Consider the following 16,046-nt stretch of genomic DNA (forward strand, 5'->3'; position numbering starts at 1 on the left):
AAGCGAAGAGCCCCCGGCGGCAGCGGCGGATGCCCGACCCGTTTTTCCGTACCACCCACGACAACACGTAGCCAGCCACCGGTAGGCTTTCATGCCGGGCAGCAAGCCACGCATCAAGATCAGGAGAGATCATGCGCCTTGCTTCCCGCCCCGCCGGGGGACGTCCCGCGTCCGCCCATTCAGTACCCCTGCGCCCCCTGGCGGCCCTCGTCGCCGCCATCGCCCCCGCCGTCCTCGCCCTTGGCGCCAGCCAGGCCCAGGCACAAGCCCAGACGTCCGAACTGAAGGAAGTGGTGGTCACCGCCACCCGCCAGGAAGCGGACCCGGACCTCATTCCCGCCACCATCACCAGCATCGACCGCAAGACCCTGGACCGGCGCATGCCCCACGACGAGGCGGCGCTGATGGAAAACGAGGCCGACGTGGTCATTTCCCGGGACCTGCGCCGCTACGGCAGCGCCGCGGTGAACATCCGCGGCATCGAAGGCATCCGGGTGCTGCAGCAGGTGGACGGCGTGCGTCTGCCCGACTACTACTACGGCGGCGGCCCCTCCAACATCACCGCCTCCATGCCGGATGGCCCGGAGATGGACTTCCTCAAGCGGGCCGAGATCCTGCGCGGCCCCGCCTCCAGCCTCTACGGCTCCGACGCCCTCGGCGGCGTCGTCGGCTACCTCACCCTGGACCCCCAGGACCTGCTGCAGGGCCGCAGCACCGCCATGCGCTACAAGGGCACCTGGCGCCAGGCCGACCACAGCTTCCAGAACACCGTCTACGCCGCCGGCGGCAACGACCTGGTGGAAGGCCTGCTGGCCTACAGCCAGCGCAACGGCAAGGAGCTGGACAACAAGGGCAATGTGGGTGGCACCGGCTACAACCGGGAGCAGCCCAATCCCCAGGACACCAAGTCCGATTCCGTCCTGGCCAAGATCATCCTCAAGCCCGCCACCGGCCACCGCATCGGCCTCACCTACGAGAACCGGGAGCAGGACAACCACGTGGATTCCCTGCGCCTCTCCAGCGGCGTGCCCAAGGTGACCCAGACCTACGGCGACGAGAACACCAAGCGGGAACGCTACGGCATCGACTGGGAATGGAAGCCCACGGACCGCTGGTTCGACCGCCTGGCCCTCAAGTTCTACCACCAGGAGGCGGATTCCAAGACCTACACCATGCAGCGACGCAGCAACACCAGCGCCAGCTGCTCCGCCTCCTCCGGCGCCGGCAACAACTGCCTGGTGGACATGAACTTCATGTTCAACCAGAAGACCGACGGCCTCAACCTGCAGCTGGACAGCTACTTCCAGACCGGCGCCATCAGCCACTCCCTGGCCTACGGCGCCGACTGGCGCCAGACCCGCACCGAGGAACTGCGGGACTACACGGTACACAACCTGACCACCGGCACCACCGGCAAGACCCTGGCCGGCGACACCTATCCCCTGAAGGACTTCGCCCCCGGCGAATCCACCAACCTGGGCCTCTTCGTCCAGGACGAGCTGTCCTTCATGGACGGCAAGTTCCTGCTCACCCCCGGGGTGCGCTACGACGAGGTCAAGCTGCGGCCCGACGGCATGAGCAAGGTGGCCGGCAGCGGCGGCAGCGCCGTCACCCTCAGTTCCGCCAGCCAGAACCACTCCGCCGTCTCCCCCAAGATCGGCGCCCTGTGGCAGGCAAGCCCGGCGGTGGCCCTCTACGGCCAGCTGGTGCGCGGCTTCCGGGCTCCCAACTACGAGGAGGTGAACGGCCTCTTCTACAACGCGGCCCAGAACTACGTCACCCTGCCCAACGGCAACCTCAAGGCGGAAAAGAGCACCGGCCTGGAACTGGGAACCCGCCTCAAGGCCCTGGGCGGCGACATCAAGGTGGCGGTGTACGACAACCGCTACGACGACTTCATCGAACAGGTACGGGTGTGTAACGACACCGCGGCCCCCTTCACCTGCCCCGGCGGCACCCGCAGCGCCTACCAGAAGCTGAACCTGTCCAAGGTCCGCATCCAGGGCGCCGAAGTGCGGGGCAGCTGGCTCTTCGCCGGCGGCTACGCCTTCCAGGGCAGCATCGCCACGGCCCGGGGCGACGACGAGCAGAACAACCGCCCGCTCAACAGCATCGAGCCCCTGCGCGCCGTCCTCTCCTTCCTCTGGGACAAGGGCCAGTGGGGCGGCGAGACCCGCCTGCGCCTGGCGGCCACCAAGGAGCGCATCAACGACGCCGATACTGACTACTACAAACCGGCCGGCTACGGCGTCATGGATGTCTCCACCTGGTGGCAGGTGGACAAGCGCTTCCGCCTCACCGCCGCGGTGAATAACGTCTTCGACAAGCAATACACCCTGTGGAGCGACGTACGCCATGCGGGGCTGCTGAGCACCGATCCGGGCCCCAGCTTCTTCACCCAGCCCGGCCGCAACGTCAGCCTCTCCCTGCAGGCGGACTTCTAAGATGATGCCCCTGCTCCGCGCCCTGCTGCTGCTCCTGCCGGCCCTGCTCCACGCCGCCGCCGGGCAGGCGGCCCCAGCTGCCGGGAACAGCGCCCAGGGCGCGGCGCAGGCCCCTGCCGTCCTCTTCGTCAGCACCGCCCCCATCCAGCCCGGCAAGTTCCGCCTGCTGGCCGACCTGGCCGCCAGGCAGGGCCTGCGGCTGGAATCCCGCTTCGCCGAGAAGCTGCCCACGGACGCGGATGGCCGCCTGTTCCAGGGCTACCGCGCCGTCTTTTTCGATGCCCCGCGGGACCACCTGCGGGACTTCGTCCAGGCCCGCCTGGCCACCGCCCTGCCCGGCCTCAAGGCGCCCCACCTCTGGCTGCACGAAGGCAAGCCCACCTGGGCCGGCCTGCCCGAGCCCCTGGCCCGCCGCCTGCACGCCTACTACGTGAACGGCAGCCGGCCCAATTTCGAGAATTTCTTCCGCACCTTGGCCGCCCACCTGGGGGGCCGTTCCCTCCAGGGCATCCCGGAACCCATCGTCTTCCCCAAGAGTGCCATCTACCACCCCAAGGCCCCCGGCCTGGTGTTCGCCGACGCCGCCGCCTACCTGGCCTGGAAGGGCGTGCAGACGGACGGAGACATGGCCCCCGGCAAGCGCCCGCCGGTGGTGGCCATCGCCCTGCACCAGCAGTACATCGCCGCCGAGCAGACCGCCTTCATCGACGACCTCATCGAACGCATCGAGGCCGCCGGCGCCGTGGCCCTGCCCTTCTACAGCCCGGTCATGGACCCCATGGCGGTGCGCCGCCTGGTGCGGGTGGGGGAGCGCAACGTGGCCGACGCCCTCATCAACACCCAGATCATGCTCAACCCGGAAGGGCGGCGCACGGAATTCACCGACCTGGGCATCCCGGTGGTCCAGGCCATGCCCTACCGCAAGGGCGACGCCGCCGACTGGGCCGCCGATCCCCAGGGCATCGCCCTCATGGACGTGCCCTTCTACCTGGCCCAGGCCGAATACGCCGGCGTCACCGACATCCAGATCGCCGCCGCCACCCGCAAGCACGACGACCAGGTGGTGAGCATCCCCGCCCAGGCATCGGCAGTGGTGAACAAGGCCCTGAAGCTGGTGGCCCTGCAGCGCAAGGCCAACGCCGAGAAGAAGGTCGGCGTGCTGTTCTGGAACTACCCGCCGGGGGAAAAGAACCTCTCCGCCTCCTACCTCAACCTGCCCCGCAGCCTGGAAGCCACCCTGCAGGCCCTCAAGGCCGCCGGCTACCGCACCGAGGAAGTGGCGGAGAAGCCCCTCACCACCCTGCTGCAGCGCCTGCTGGCCCCCTATTACAGGGACGGCGAACTGCCGGGCCTGCTGCGGGACGACCTGGCCGAACGCCTGCCGGTGGCCGTCTACAAGCGCTGGCTGGCGACCCAGCCGGAAGCGGTGCGGCGCAGCCTGCAGGAACGCTGGGGCGAGCCGGAAAAATCCGCCATGGTGCTGCGCCAGGACGGCCAGGCCTGGTTCATCGTGCCCCGCCTCAAGCTGGGCAATGTGGTGTTCATGCCCCAGCCGCCCCGGGGCGAAAAGTGGGAAGAGAAGGAAAAGGCCCTCTACCACTCCACCAAGGCCCTGCCCTCCCACTTCTACCTGGCCGCCTACCTGTGGCTGCGGGAACGCCAGGGTGAGGGCGAGAAGAGCAGCGACAAGAGCGGCGCCAACGGCAGCGGTTTCGGCGCCGACGCCCTCATCCACTACGGCACCCACGGCACCCAGGAATGGCTGCCGGGCAAGGAGCGGGGCCTGGCGGTGAGCGACGCCCCCATGCTGGCGGTGGGCGACACCCCCGTGCTCTACCCCTACATCGTGGACAACATCGGCGAATCCCTCCAGGCCAAGCGCCGGGGCCGGGCCACCATCATCAGCCACCAGACCCCGCCCTTCGTCCCCGCCGGCCTGCACGAGGCCCTCACCCGCCTGCACGACACCCTGCACGCCTGGCTGGCCCAGGACGAGGGGGCGGTGAAGGAAAAGCTCAAGGCCGACCTGCTGGCCCAGGCGAAAAAGGAACGCATCGACAAGGACCTGGCTTGGGACGAAGTGCGCCTGCGGCAGGAATTCCCAGCCTTCGTCGAACAGCTGCACGACCACCTGCACGAACTGGCCCGCACCGCCCAGCCCCTGGGCCTGCACACCTTCGGCCGGGCGCCGGCGGAAGTACATCGCCTGGGCACGGTGCTGCTGATGCTGGGCAAGCCCTTCTGGGAAGCCCACGCCGCCCCCGGCGAGGAGGCGGACGAGACCCTGGTGGGCGACTACCGCAAGCTCAGCGAAAGCGCCCCCTACCGCCTGCTCAAGCGTTACCTGGTGGAGCAGCCCCAGGCGACGCCCCCCGCCGCCCTGGCCGAAACCGTGGCCCAGGCCCGCCGCTGGTATGCCGACCTGGGTGCAGGCAACGAACAGGCGGCCCTGCTGCAGGGCCTGGCCGGGCGCTACATCCCCACCTCCTACGGCGGCGACCCGATGAAGAATCCGGAGGCCCTGCCCACCGGGCGCAACCTCTACGGCTTCGATCCGTCCCGCATCCCCACGCCCCAGGCCTGGGCCGCCGGCAAGGAAGCCCTGGAGGCCCTGCTGGCCGAGCACCGCAAGCAGACCGGCAAGCAGCCCGCCAAGCTCACCTTCTCCCTCTGGTCCGTGGAAACCATGCGCCACCAGGGCATCCTGGAAGCCCAGGCCCTGTGGGCCCTGGGGGTGGAGCCGGTGTGGGATTCCGGCGGCCGGGTCGGCGGCGTCAGGCTGGTCTCCCGGGAAGCCCTGGGCCGGCCCCGGGTGGACGTGGTGCTCTCCGCCACCGGCCTCTACCGGGACCATTTCCCCAACGCCATGAAGCAGCTGGTGGAAGCGGTGCGCCTGGCCGCCGAGGCCGAGGAGGCGGACAACCCGGTGGCCGCCAACGCCCGCCGCATCGCCGCCGATCTCGTCAAGCGCGGCGTGCCGGCGGAAGCCGCCAAGCGGGCCGGCCAGACCCGCCTTTTCTCCTCCGAGTCGGGCAAGTACGGCACCGGCCTGGACGACGCCGTGCTGGCCACGGACACCTGGAAAGGCAAGGCCGAGGGCGACCGCAAGCTGGCCCAGCTTTACCTCTCCCGCATGCAGTTCGGCTACGGCCCGGACGAGGCGGAATGGGGCCAGGCCGGCGCCAAGGACGGCAAGGGCAAGGCCCTGGCCGGCCTCAACCTCTACGCCGAACAGCTGAAAGGCACCGAGGGCGCCGTGCTTTCCCGCTCCTCCAACCTCTACGGCATGCTCACCACGGACGATCCCTTCCAGTACCTGGGGGGCATCGCCCTGGCGGTGCGCCACCTGGACGGCAAGGCGCCCCAGCTCTACATCTCCAACCTGCGCCAAACCGGCAACGGCGGCGGCAAGGTGGAGGGCGCCGCCCAGTTCCTGGCCAAGGAGCTGGCCACCCGCAATTTCCACCCGGGCTACATCCAGGGCCTGATGCAGGAAGGCTACGCCGGCACCCTGCAGGTGCTGGACAGCGTGAACAACTTCTGGGGCTGGAACGCCACCGCCCGGGAAGTGGTGCGGGACGACCAGTGGCAGGAGTTCGTGGACGTCTACGTGCGCGACAAGCACCGCCTGGGAGTGAAGGACTGGTTCGAGAAGGAAAACCCCCACGCCCTGGCCCAGACCATCGAACGCATGCTGGAAGCGGCCCGCCAGGGCTACTGGCAGGCCGATGCCGCCACCGTGGACGAACTGAAGCAGCGCTACCGGGAACTGGCCGCCAAGCACGACGTGCGCACGGACAACGCCGCCTTCGCCAAGTTTGCCGGCTACGGCCTGCAGACCCCGACCGCCGCCCCCGCACCGACCCGGCCGCAAAGCGCATCGCAGTTGGCCGAGCCGCAGTCCCCGCCGGAGATGCCCGCCCCGCCCGTGATTCAGGGCATGCAGCTGGAGAAGATAGAAAACAAGCCCCTGCCAGCCACCCCGCCCCTGCTGGCCGCATCCCTGCTGCTTCTGCTGGCCGCCCTCGGCGGCGGCGCCTGGCAGGCCCGCCGCGAGCAGGGCCGCCGTCCCCTTTCCACTTCCACTCCTTCCAGGAGCCTCTGACATGTCCATGGATATTCCGGAAATGCCCGTCGACCTGCGGCTCGCCGCCGTGGTGCACCTGCTCTCCTCCTCCGCCCTGCGCGGCGCCACCCCCAACAAGACCGAGGCCCTGCGGGCCCATCTGCGGGGCCTGGCGGCCCAGGCCGACCTCAACCCCTACCTCAAGAGCGCCCTGCAGGAAGTGCTGCAGGGCTGGGAGGCGGTGGATTGCCACCCGGCCTCCACCCCCGTCGATTTCTACCCCCTGGTCGCCCCCGGCGCCGTCACCCACTAACCCCAAAGCAACAGGAGTTCTCCCATGTCCCGTCACACCGGCCCCCGTCTCAAGATCATGCGCGCCCTGGGCACCGAGCTGCCCGGCCTCTCCCGCAAGACCCGCGGCGAGCGCGAGCAGCCGCCGGGCCAGCACGGCGCCCGCAAGGTCGCCGGCCGCAAGTCCGAATTCGGCCTGCAGCTCATGGAAAAGCAGAAGCTGCGCTTCAACTACGGCGTCTCCGAAACCCAGCTGCGGCGCATCGTCAAGGACGCCCGCCGGGACCAGGGCGCCACCGGCCACAAGATCGTCGAACTGCTGGAGCGGCGCCTGGACAACCTGGTCTTCCGCGCCGGCCTGGCCCCCACCATCCCCGCCGCCCGCCAGCTGGTAAGCCACGGCCACATCGCCCTCAACGGCCGCCGCGCCACCATTCCCTCCATCCGGGTCAAGGCCGGCGACGCCTTCGGGCCGGTGGAAAAGAGCCGCAACCTGCTGGCCATCAAGGCCTCCCTGGCGGAGCCAGCCCTGGAGCGGCCCGAGTGGATCGCCTTTGAGGAAGCCAGCCTGACGGCCCGCCTCAGCCACCTGCCGGACGGCGACGCCGCCCCCTTCCCCCTGGACCTGCAACGGGTAGTCGAGTACTACGCCACCCGCCTGTAACCCCATGCCAAGCGCCGCCCCGGCGACCGGGGCGGCCCAGGAGTTCTCCATGCAACAGCTCGTCGAAATGTCCATGTACCAGTTGGGGCAGATCTTTCTCTTCCCCACCCTGGCCCTGGTGTCCCTGCTTTTCCTCTACGCCTTCTGGCTGCTCGGCCATTTCGCCCTGCAGGCCTGGCAGCGCCGAAACGGCGGCGGCCGGCCCCTGCTGGCCCGCTTCCGCGAGGCGCCCAACCTCAACGGCGACGAGCTGGACGTGTACGCCCACACCCTGCTCGAGGCGCCGCGCATCGCCAGCCGGGTGACGCCCATGCTGGGCCTGGTGGCTACCATGATCCCCATGGGCCCGGCCCTCAAATCCCTCTCCGACGGCAACCTGGCCCAGGTCTCGGAAAACCTCATGGTGGCCTTCTCCGCCGTGATCCTGGCCCTCATCGCCGCCTCCATCACCTACTGGATCGTCAATGTGCGGCGCCGCTGGCTGGCGGAGGAACTGCTGGAAGTGGAAGCCCTGCGGCAGCGGGCGGGGAGTGTTGCATGAGCCTCAAGCTGCTGCACGAACCGGAGACCGAGGACCCCATCCTCTCGGTGGTGAACCTGATCGACATCTTCCTCGTCATCATCGCCGCCCTGCTCGTCACCGTGGCCCAGAACCCGGTGCTCAACCCCTTCTCCAAGCAGGACGTGACGGTCATCACCGACCCGGGCAAGCCCACCATGGAGATGGTGATCAAGAAGGGCGAGAAGATCGAACGCTACAAGGCCAGCGGCAACATCGGCCAGGGCGAGGGGGCCAAGGCCGGCGTCGCCTACCGCATGAAGGACGGTTCCATGGTGTACGTCCCCGAAGGGGAAGGCCAGTAGTCCGATGCACCCTCACACCCTGCTGGAATGCCTGCTCGCCCGCCGTTTTGCCGTCGAATACCAGCCCCTGGTCTGTCCCGCCAGCGGCGACAGCCTGGGCTGGGAGGCCCTGGCCCGCTTCAGCGCCGCCGACGGCACGCCCCTGCCGCCGGACCTGGTGTTCCAGGCCCTGCACCACGACCCCCTGCTGCTCTTCCACACCGAACTGGAGACCAAGCGCCTGCAGCTTTCCCTGGCGCCGCCGGAGGGCCTGCTGTTCGTCAACCTGGACCCGGACAGCTTCGCCGCCGGCCACGGCCCGGACGGACGCAACGCCTTCACCGAGCTCTTCCTGCCGCACCGGCAGCGGCTGGTGGTGGAGGTCATCGAGAACCTGGACATGGGCGACGTGGCCCTCTCCCATCAACTGGTGGAGGAGCTGAAGGCCGACGGCGTCCTGCTGGCCATGGATGACCTGGCCGCCTCCCGGGGTCTCATTTCCTTCGCCGCCCTCAACGATTCCGCCTATCTCAAGTTCGACCGCTCCTGGCTGGCCGACTCGCCGGAACGGGAGCGGCGCACCGCCATCCTCTCCTGGACCCTGCCCGCCGCCCGCAGCCTGGGCGTGCGCACCGTGCTCGAGGGGGTGGAGACCGCCAACGACCTGAAGCTGGCCCGGCGCCTGGGTTTCGACCTGGTGCAAGGTTTCCTTTTCCGCGACCGCTTCCGTCGCGCCGAGGCCTGACATGCCCCCCAGCGATTCCCTGCTTTCCCGCATCTACCTGGAAAACTACCGGGAGATCGTGGATTTCCTCTCCCTGCGCACCGGCTGCCGCCATGCCGCCCAGGACTGCGCCCAGGATTGCTGGTTCAAGCTGTGCAAGGCCCGCCCGGCGGAGCCGGTGGACAACGGCCGCAGCTACGTCTTCCGCGTCGCCGCCAACATCGCCGTGGACTGGCACCGCAGCAACGGCCGGGAACTGCGCCTGCAGGCCGACTACGCCGCCAGCGGCGACCCCACGGCCACCAGCCCCGACACCCTGGAGACGGTGCAGCAGCGGCGCAACCTGGAGCGCCTGGAAGCCATCATCCGGGCCCTGCCGCCGCGCACCGTGGAGGTCTTCGTGCTCAACCGGCTGGAGGGCCTCACCTACACGGAAACGGCAAAGCGTCTGGGTATTTCAGCTTCCGCCGTGGAAAAGCACATCGCCCGGGTGCTGCTGCAATGTCTGCCCATCCTGGAGGAGATGTGATGCCGCGCCTGCCGCCCCCCCGCGCCCTGGAACAGGCCTCCCGCTGGATCGCCCGCCAGGGGGCCGACGACTACGATGCCGCGGCGGAGGCGGATTTCGCCGCCTGGTATGGCGCCGCGGCGGAAAACGCCCGGGCCTACGAGCAGATCCGCCGCCTCTGGGGCACCCTCGGCCAGGTGCAGCGGCAACGCCTGCAGCCGCCCCGGGGGCGCCGCCACGCGGCGGCCGGCGCCGTCAGCCTGGCCCTGCTCCTGGGCAGCCTGCCCTGGCTGCCGGAATGGTGGCTCGCCGCCCGGGCCGACCACCTGGCGGAGCTGGGCGGCAACCGCCACATCGAGCTGGCCGACGGCTCCCGGGTGGTCCTGGAATCGGGCAGCGCCCTGCGCGTGCGCCTGGGCCAGGCAGGGCGGGAGGTGGAGCTGCTGCGGGGCCGGGCCCTCTTCGAAGTGGCGCGCCAGCCCCAGGGCGAAGGCTTCGCCCCCTTCTCCGTCGCCGTCGGCGAAACCCGGGCCACCGCCCTGGGCACCCGCTACCAGGTGGAAAAGCTGGCGGGGGAAACCGTGGTGACGGTGCTCGAAAGCCGGGTCGCCGTGCATTGCGGCGATTGCCAGGAAGGCCCGCGGGAAGCGGTACTGGGGCCGGGGGACATGGCCCGGGTGGGCCCCGGCGGCCTGGAAACGGCCCGGGCTCCGGCCGGCGCCGATGCCTGGAGCGACGGCATGCTGGCCTTCGACCGCCAGCCCTTTGCCGTGGCCGCCGACCAGCTGCAGCGCTACCTGCCCCAGAAGGTGCTGCTGCTGAGCCAGGCGGCGCAGCAGCAGCTGGTCTCGGGCACGGTGGACCCGGCCCGGCCCGAGGCCGCCCTCGGCCTGCTGGCCAGGGGCGCCGGCCTGCAGGTGACCCGCCTGCCGGGGCTGTTGCTGGTGCGATGAAAAAAAATCCGACCCGGGGGTGGGGTGTACCGGGCCGGCAGACGTCCTACGGAAAAGAACCATTTTTCCGGAGTCATCATGCGCCCCCAGAATCCCCTCTCCTCCCCGGTGCCCCTGCCCCGCCTGCGGCCCCTGGCCCTGGCCGTGGCCCTGCTCTCGCCCCTGGCGGCCCTGCCGCTGCAGGCGGCGGAGGCGCCGGCCGCCGGCATTGCCGTGCGCCTCGACATTCCGGCCCAGGCTCTGGGGCCGGCCCTGATCGAGCTGGGCCGCCAGACCCGCCTGCAGATCAGCTTCCCGCCGGCCCTGGTGGAAGGCCGCCGTTCCGCTGCCGTCAGCGGCAGCCTGCCACCCCTGCAGGCCCTGGAACGCCTGCTGGCCGGCACCCGCATCGGCTACCGCAGCACCGGCAGCAACACGGTGCTGCTGGAGGCCCTGCCGACACTGGCGCGGCCGGCGACGCCCATCCTCCCCGCCGCCCCTGCGGACCGTCATTTGCCTGAAGTGAAGGTGGTGGACCAGCGGGACCCCTTTCTCGGCGGCCGCACCATCGACGAGGAACTGATCCGCAGCTTCCCCGCCGGCAACGGCGACGCCACCAGCCTGCTGAAGATGCACCCGGGGGTGCAGTTCAGCGAGACCCGCATGCAGAGCAAGCGCCAGGGGGAAATCGCGCCCCAGGACATCTCCATCAACGGCGCCAAGTACTACCAGAACCTGTTCCAGGTGGACGGGGCCCGCATCAACAACGACATCGACCCCACCTCCAACAACCCCAACCACTACGCCAACCCGCCCAGCGCCGCCCAGGGCATCGCCCTGGACACCAGCCTCATCTGCAAGCTGCAGATCGCCGACAGCAACGTCTCGGCCCGCTACGGCGGCTTCAACGGCGGCGTGGTCAATGTGGATACCTGCGACCCCACGGCCGAGCTGAGCGGGGCCATGAGCGTGCAGTACACCAGCAGCAACTGGACCAAGCTGATCGTGGACGAGCAGGACTACCAGTCCTTCCAGGAATCCAGCGATTACACGGCCCAACCCAAATTCCGCAAGATCTTCTACAAGGGCAACGTCAGCGGCCACCTCACGGAAAACTGGGGCGTCACCGCCGCCTTCAGCCGCCGTACCTCCGACATTCCCCTGCACGCCTACGGCAGCGCCGGCAACACAACGGACGCCTCGGCCAAGACCCAGACCCGGCAGATCGACAACCTGTGGCTGAAGAACGTCATCAACATCTCGCCGGACACCCGGCTGCGGGTGACGGTGGTGGATGCGCCGGGAGAGGACCATTACTTCATCAAGAACCAGAAGGATTCCGGCTTCACCCTGACCTCCGGCGGCCAGCAGTTGCAGGCGGCCCTGGAGCACCGCATGACGACCGGCAAATGGTTCGTCCAGGCTGGCTACACCACGGCCGACAGCTCCCGCCGCAGCGAAACCAATTACCAGAAGTCCTGGCGCCCCTCCACCGACAAGAACTGGAATCCCTCCCCCACCGCCACCACCGAAGTGGAAGGCTCCTGGGGCAATGTGGACCAGACCTCCGAGGCCGCCTCCCTGCAGGCCCGCTTCGAATCCATCGCCCTGGCCCTGGGGCCCACGGCCCACCGCTTCATGGCCGGTGCCGAATTCGAGGCGGAGGAGGCCCGCTATGCCCGCCTCAACGACCACTATGTCTACCTGCCGGCCAATGCCAAGGCCACCACCACCTGCGCCCTGGCCAGCGGCGGCAGCGACAGCGACGCCTGCTCCCTGGGGGCGGTGAACTACACCGGCTTTGCCGGCAAGGGCCAGTACTTCAACAAGCGGGACGTATACCGGACCGGCGAGATCGCCCTGTCCACCAACAAGTTCGGCTACTTCCTGGAGGACGACGTCAGCTGGGCCCGCCTGCGTACCCGCTTCGGCCTGCGCGGCGACTGGGACGACTACATGGACAAGGCCACCCTGGCGCCCCGCTTCTCCCTCAACCTGGACGTGCTGGGGGACAACCGCACCAACGTCGTCCTGGGCCAGAACCGCTACTACGGCCGCTCCTTCTTCGGCTACCGCCTGCGGGAAGGCCGGGAGGCCCTGAAGATCACCGAGTCCCGCACCATCACCGCCGGCAAGATCACCGACTGGGTGTACAGCGCGCCCAGCAGCGCCATCGTCAACCGCTTCAACGAAATCGACATTCCCTTCGACGACGAAAAAATGCTGGGCCTTTCCCAGCGCTTCGACGGCTGGCTGGCGGAGCTGAAGTTCATCAACCGGGAAGGCAAGGACCAGGTCACCCTGCGCACCCTGAAGAACAGCAGCACCAACAAGAACTACTACGCCTACACCAACGACGGCCGCAACGAGACCGACATCACCACCCTGCTGCTGCGCTCCACCACCCCGTGGAAGCTGGCGGGTACCACCCACCAGTGGGAATTCGGCCTCGACATCACGGAGATCAAGAAGTCCCACACCGACATCGACACCTCCATCAGCCTCACCGACATGGACAAGTACATCCTCTACAACGGCCAGCTGGTGCGCTACGTGGACCGTCCCGCCGACAACTACAACCGGCCCAAGACCCTGCGCCTGACCACCCTGTCCAGCCTGCCGGCGTGGAACCTGACCATCACCAACTTCTTCCGCCTCAAGAGCGGCTACAAGGCGGTGGTGAATACGGGCACCACCCAGACCATCAACGGCGAGAGCTATGCGGTGTGGCAGTCCCGCCAGTACCCGGGCACCCTCAGCTGGGACATGAACATCGGCTGGAGCAAGAAGGTCACCGGCACCCAGAGCATCTTCGCCAACCTGCGCATCGACAACGTGCTCAACCGCTCCATGCAGCTGGAGCCGGTCAACAACATCCCCCAGTACGAAACCGGCCGCCAGTTCTGGCTGGAACTCGGCTACCGCTTCTGAGGCCCGCCATGAACATCACACCGCTTTCCAAGCCCCTCCTCCTCACTCTGCTGCTGGCGGCCGGCCCGGCCCTGGCCGCCGCCCCCGACATCGCCTGCCGCAGCAATGGCAGCTGGGACAACGCCTGCCTGCGCCGGCTCTACCAGGGCGCCCCCGGCACCTGGCCCAAGCCCCAGGTGGATGCGGGCGTGGCCTGGCAGGAAATGGCGCCGGTGCCCGCCGTGGCACCCACCGAAAGCCCCCGCCAGGCCGCCCGGGTGGCCCTGGGCCGGGCCCTCTTCTTCGACCCCCGCCTCTCCGCCAAGGGCCAGGTTTCCTGCGCCTCCTGCCACCAGCCGGAAAAATCCTTCACCGACGGCAAGCCCCTGGCCGTGGGCGAGGACCAGCTCATGGGCCGCCGCCGCACCCCGCCCCTCTTCGCCGCTCCCTTTGCCGCCAAGCTGTTCTGGGACGGCCGGGTGGACAGCCTGGAAGCCCAGGTGGTCGGCCCCATCGCCAACCCGGTGGAAATGAACCACCCCATCGCCGCCGCCGTGGCAAGGGTCAACGGCCTGGAGGAGCACCGCAGCCTGATCCGGGCCGCCTTCGCCGCCCCCACCCTGGATGAGGCCCAGCTGGCCTGGGCCCTGGCCGACTTCGTGCGCAGCCTGCGCCCGCCCGCCACGGCCTTCGACCGTTTCCTGGCCGGGCGCCAGGACGCCTTTTCCGACAAGGAGCTGCAGGGCCTGCACCTGTTCCGCACCCAGGCCCGCTGCATGAACTGCCACAACGGCCCCCTGCTCACCGACCACGGCTTCCACCACATCGGCCTCTCCTACTACGGCCGCCGCAACCAGGACCTGGGCCGCTTCGAGGTGACCCGGGAGAAGGCCGACCTGGGCGCCTTCCGCACCCCCAGCCTGCGGGGCGTGGCCCAGGCCGGGCCGTGGATGCACAACGGCGTTTTCCCCGACCTGAAGGGTCTGCTGCGCATGTACGGCAACGCCATGGGCAACCCCACGGCCAAGGCCGTGGCCGCCGGCGACCCCTACGCCCCGCCCCTGTCGCCCCTGATCCGCAAGCTGGAACTGAACGAGGCCGACGTAGAGGCCCTGGCCGCCTTCCTGCAGACCCTTTAAGCTGCCCTACCCCGCCAGGAACACCGTCATGACCCATACCGCCCCCCTCCGCCACGCCCTCTGGCTGGCCTTCTTCGCCATGGCATCCGCCGCCGCCAACGGGGACGCCGTCCTTACGCCGGGCCAGCCCCAGAGCGCCGCCCCGAGCCTATCCCTGGGCACGACCGGCCAGGGCAGCCTGGCCATGCGGGTTGCCGAGCGGCTGCCCTCCGTGGTGCAGATCCGCGTCCGCCGCAGCGAGGGCGTTGCCGCCGTCGCCGCCGCCAACACCGCGCCGGGCCTGCCGGTGCCGGACGGCACCGGCTCCGGTTTCGTCTTCGACGCCCAGGGCCATCTCCTGACCAACGCCCATGTGGTGCGCCGCGCCCGGCAGATACTGGTGATCGCCCCCAACGGCCAGGAGGTGGAAGCCAAGGTGGTGGGCAGCGACGACACCACCGACATCGCCGTGCTCAAGACCGCCGCCCCCCTGGCGCCGCCGGTGCCCCTGGGCAGCAGCAAGGAGCTGCGCCCCGGCGACCCGGTCTTCGCCGTCGGCTCGCCCTTCGGCCTGGCCCACAGCGTCAGCGCCGGCATCGTCAGCGCCAGCGGGCGCTTCCTGCCGAGCAATCCCCACGTGGCCTTCCTGCAGACCGATGCGGCCATCAACCCGGGCAATTCAGGCGGTCCCCTGTTCGACGCCGAGGGCCGGCTGGTGGGCATCAATTCCATGTCCTTCTCCCGCTCGGGCGGCTATACCAACATCGGCTTCGCCATCCCGGTGGAAGAGGCCCGGCGGGTGGCCGCCATCCTCATCCGGGACGGCCAGGTGAAGCGGGGCTGGCTCGGCGCCGAGCTGCAGGCGACGGAAACGGCGGCCCGGGCCCTGGGCCGGCAGCGGGGCGTGCTGGTGACCCGGGTCCATGCCGACACCCCGGCGGAAAAGGCCGGGCTGCAGGCCGGCGACCTGGTGATCGGCATCGCCGGCCGGCCCCTGGCCGACGGCGGCGACCTGCACCGCTTCCTCGCCGCCGCCGCCCCGGGCGACCGGCTGGAGCTGGAACTGTGGCGCCAGCAGCAGTCCCGCAGCGTGCGGGTGGTCCTGGGGGAAAAGCGGGAAGTGCCGCGCCCCGCCACCAACCTGGCCGCCTACGACCCGGCCCGCAGCCTGGGTCTGGTGCTGCAGGAACTGCCGGGCAAGGGCGGCCTGCGCATCCTCGCCGTCCAGGGCATCGCCGAGCAGAACGGGCTGGACCCGGGAGACGAAATCGACAGCCTGGACGGCCAGCCGGTGAAGGATATCCACGATCTCAACCTGGCCCTGGGCCGCATCCCCAACCGGGAGATGGGCCTGCTCGGCATCCGCCGCCAGGGCCGGGCCTTGGTGCTGCCCCTGGGGCCCCGGCCCCAGGTGGGCACCACCAGCACGACCGCCCCCGGCCAGCCCCGCAGCACCACCGACGACTGAGCCGGCGCCACCGCTGCCTCCGCCCCGACCCGGGCGCGGTGGCAGCGGCAGCGCCGATTTGCCGGTAAAGTTTGTCCT

Annotated in this window: 12 protein-coding genes; all 12 read left to right on the forward strand. The window is 69.6% G+C overall.

The window, feature by feature from the left end; translation table 11 throughout:
- Positions 1–131 precede the first annotated feature (131 nt).
- The 12 genes from EV678_RS14300 to EV678_RS14355 all read left to right on the forward strand — a co-directional run bounded on the left by EV678_RS14300 (position 132) and on the right by EV678_RS14355 (position 15,968).
- Positions 132–2,444, forward strand: coding sequence for a TonB-dependent hemoglobin/transferrin/lactoferrin family receptor (locus tag EV678_RS14300; RefSeq protein ID WP_130460002.1), 2,313 nt, complete (start codon positions 132–134; stop codon positions 2,442–2,444).
- Between the two features lies 1 nt (position 2,445).
- Positions 2,446–6,549: a cobaltochelatase subunit CobN gene (cobN, locus tag EV678_RS14305; RefSeq protein ID WP_130460003.1), complete on the forward strand. Its 4,104-nt coding sequence runs from the start codon at positions 2,446–2,448 to the stop codon at positions 6,547–6,549.
- A gap of 1 nt (position 6,550) precedes the next feature.
- On the forward strand, positions 6,551–6,823 hold the full coding sequence (locus EV678_RS14310) for a hypothetical protein (RefSeq protein WP_014236764.1): 273 nt from the start codon (positions 6,551–6,553) through the stop codon (positions 6,821–6,823).
- A 24-nt stretch (positions 6,824–6,847) separates the two neighbouring features.
- Positions 6,848–7,465 (forward strand): 30S ribosomal protein S4, encoded by a 618-nt coding sequence (gene rpsD / locus EV678_RS14315; protein ID WP_014236763.1) that lies wholly within the window; start codon positions 6,848–6,850, stop codon positions 7,463–7,465.
- Positions 7,466–7,514: 49 nt separating this feature from the next.
- The gene (locus EV678_RS14320; protein WP_130460004.1) at positions 7,515–8,006 is read left to right on the forward strand and encodes a MotA/TolQ/ExbB proton channel family protein; all 492 of its coding nucleotides are present in this window, start codon (positions 7,515–7,517) and stop codon (positions 8,004–8,006) included.
- Entirely contained in the window at positions 8,003–8,329 is a 327-nt protein-coding gene (locus EV678_RS14325) for a DUF2149 domain-containing protein (RefSeq protein WP_014236761.1), read from the forward strand. Before EV678_RS14320 ends, EV678_RS14325 begins: the two co-directional genes overlap by 4 nt.
- A gap of 4 nt (positions 8,330–8,333) precedes the next feature.
- Positions 8,334–9,053, forward strand: a complete 720-nt coding sequence (locus EV678_RS14330; protein ID WP_130460005.1) for an EAL domain-containing protein — start codon at positions 8,334–8,336, stop codon at positions 9,051–9,053.
- Between the two features lies 1 nt (position 9,054).
- Positions 9,055–9,561, forward strand: a complete 507-nt coding sequence (locus EV678_RS14335; RefSeq protein ID WP_130460006.1) for an RNA polymerase sigma factor — start codon at positions 9,055–9,057, stop codon at positions 9,559–9,561.
- On the forward strand, positions 9,561–10,493 hold the full coding sequence (locus EV678_RS14340; protein WP_165397537.1) for a FecR family protein: 933 nt from the start codon (positions 9,561–9,563) through the stop codon (positions 10,491–10,493). The genes EV678_RS14335 and EV678_RS14340 overlap by 1 nt, the downstream gene beginning before the upstream one ends.
- Before the next feature lie 78 nt (positions 10,494–10,571).
- Complete coding sequence (locus EV678_RS14345) at positions 10,572–13,403, forward strand: TonB-dependent receptor (RefSeq protein WP_130460008.1); 2,832 nt, start codon at positions 10,572–10,574, stop codon at positions 13,401–13,403.
- 8 nt (positions 13,404–13,411) lie between these two features.
- Positions 13,412–14,521: a cytochrome-c peroxidase gene (locus EV678_RS14350; protein WP_130460009.1), complete on the forward strand. Its 1,110-nt coding sequence runs from the start codon at positions 13,412–13,414 to the stop codon at positions 14,519–14,521.
- A 28-nt stretch (positions 14,522–14,549) separates the two neighbouring features.
- Positions 14,550–15,968, forward strand: a complete 1,419-nt coding sequence (locus EV678_RS14355) for a trypsin-like peptidase domain-containing protein (protein ID WP_130460010.1) — start codon at positions 14,550–14,552, stop codon at positions 15,966–15,968.
- The last annotated feature ends 78 nt before the right edge of the window (positions 15,969–16,046 follow it).

The organism is Azospira oryzae (assembly GCF_004217225.1).
GTDB classification, from domain to species: domain Bacteria; phylum Pseudomonadota; class Gammaproteobacteria; order Burkholderiales; family Rhodocyclaceae; genus Azospira; species Azospira oryzae.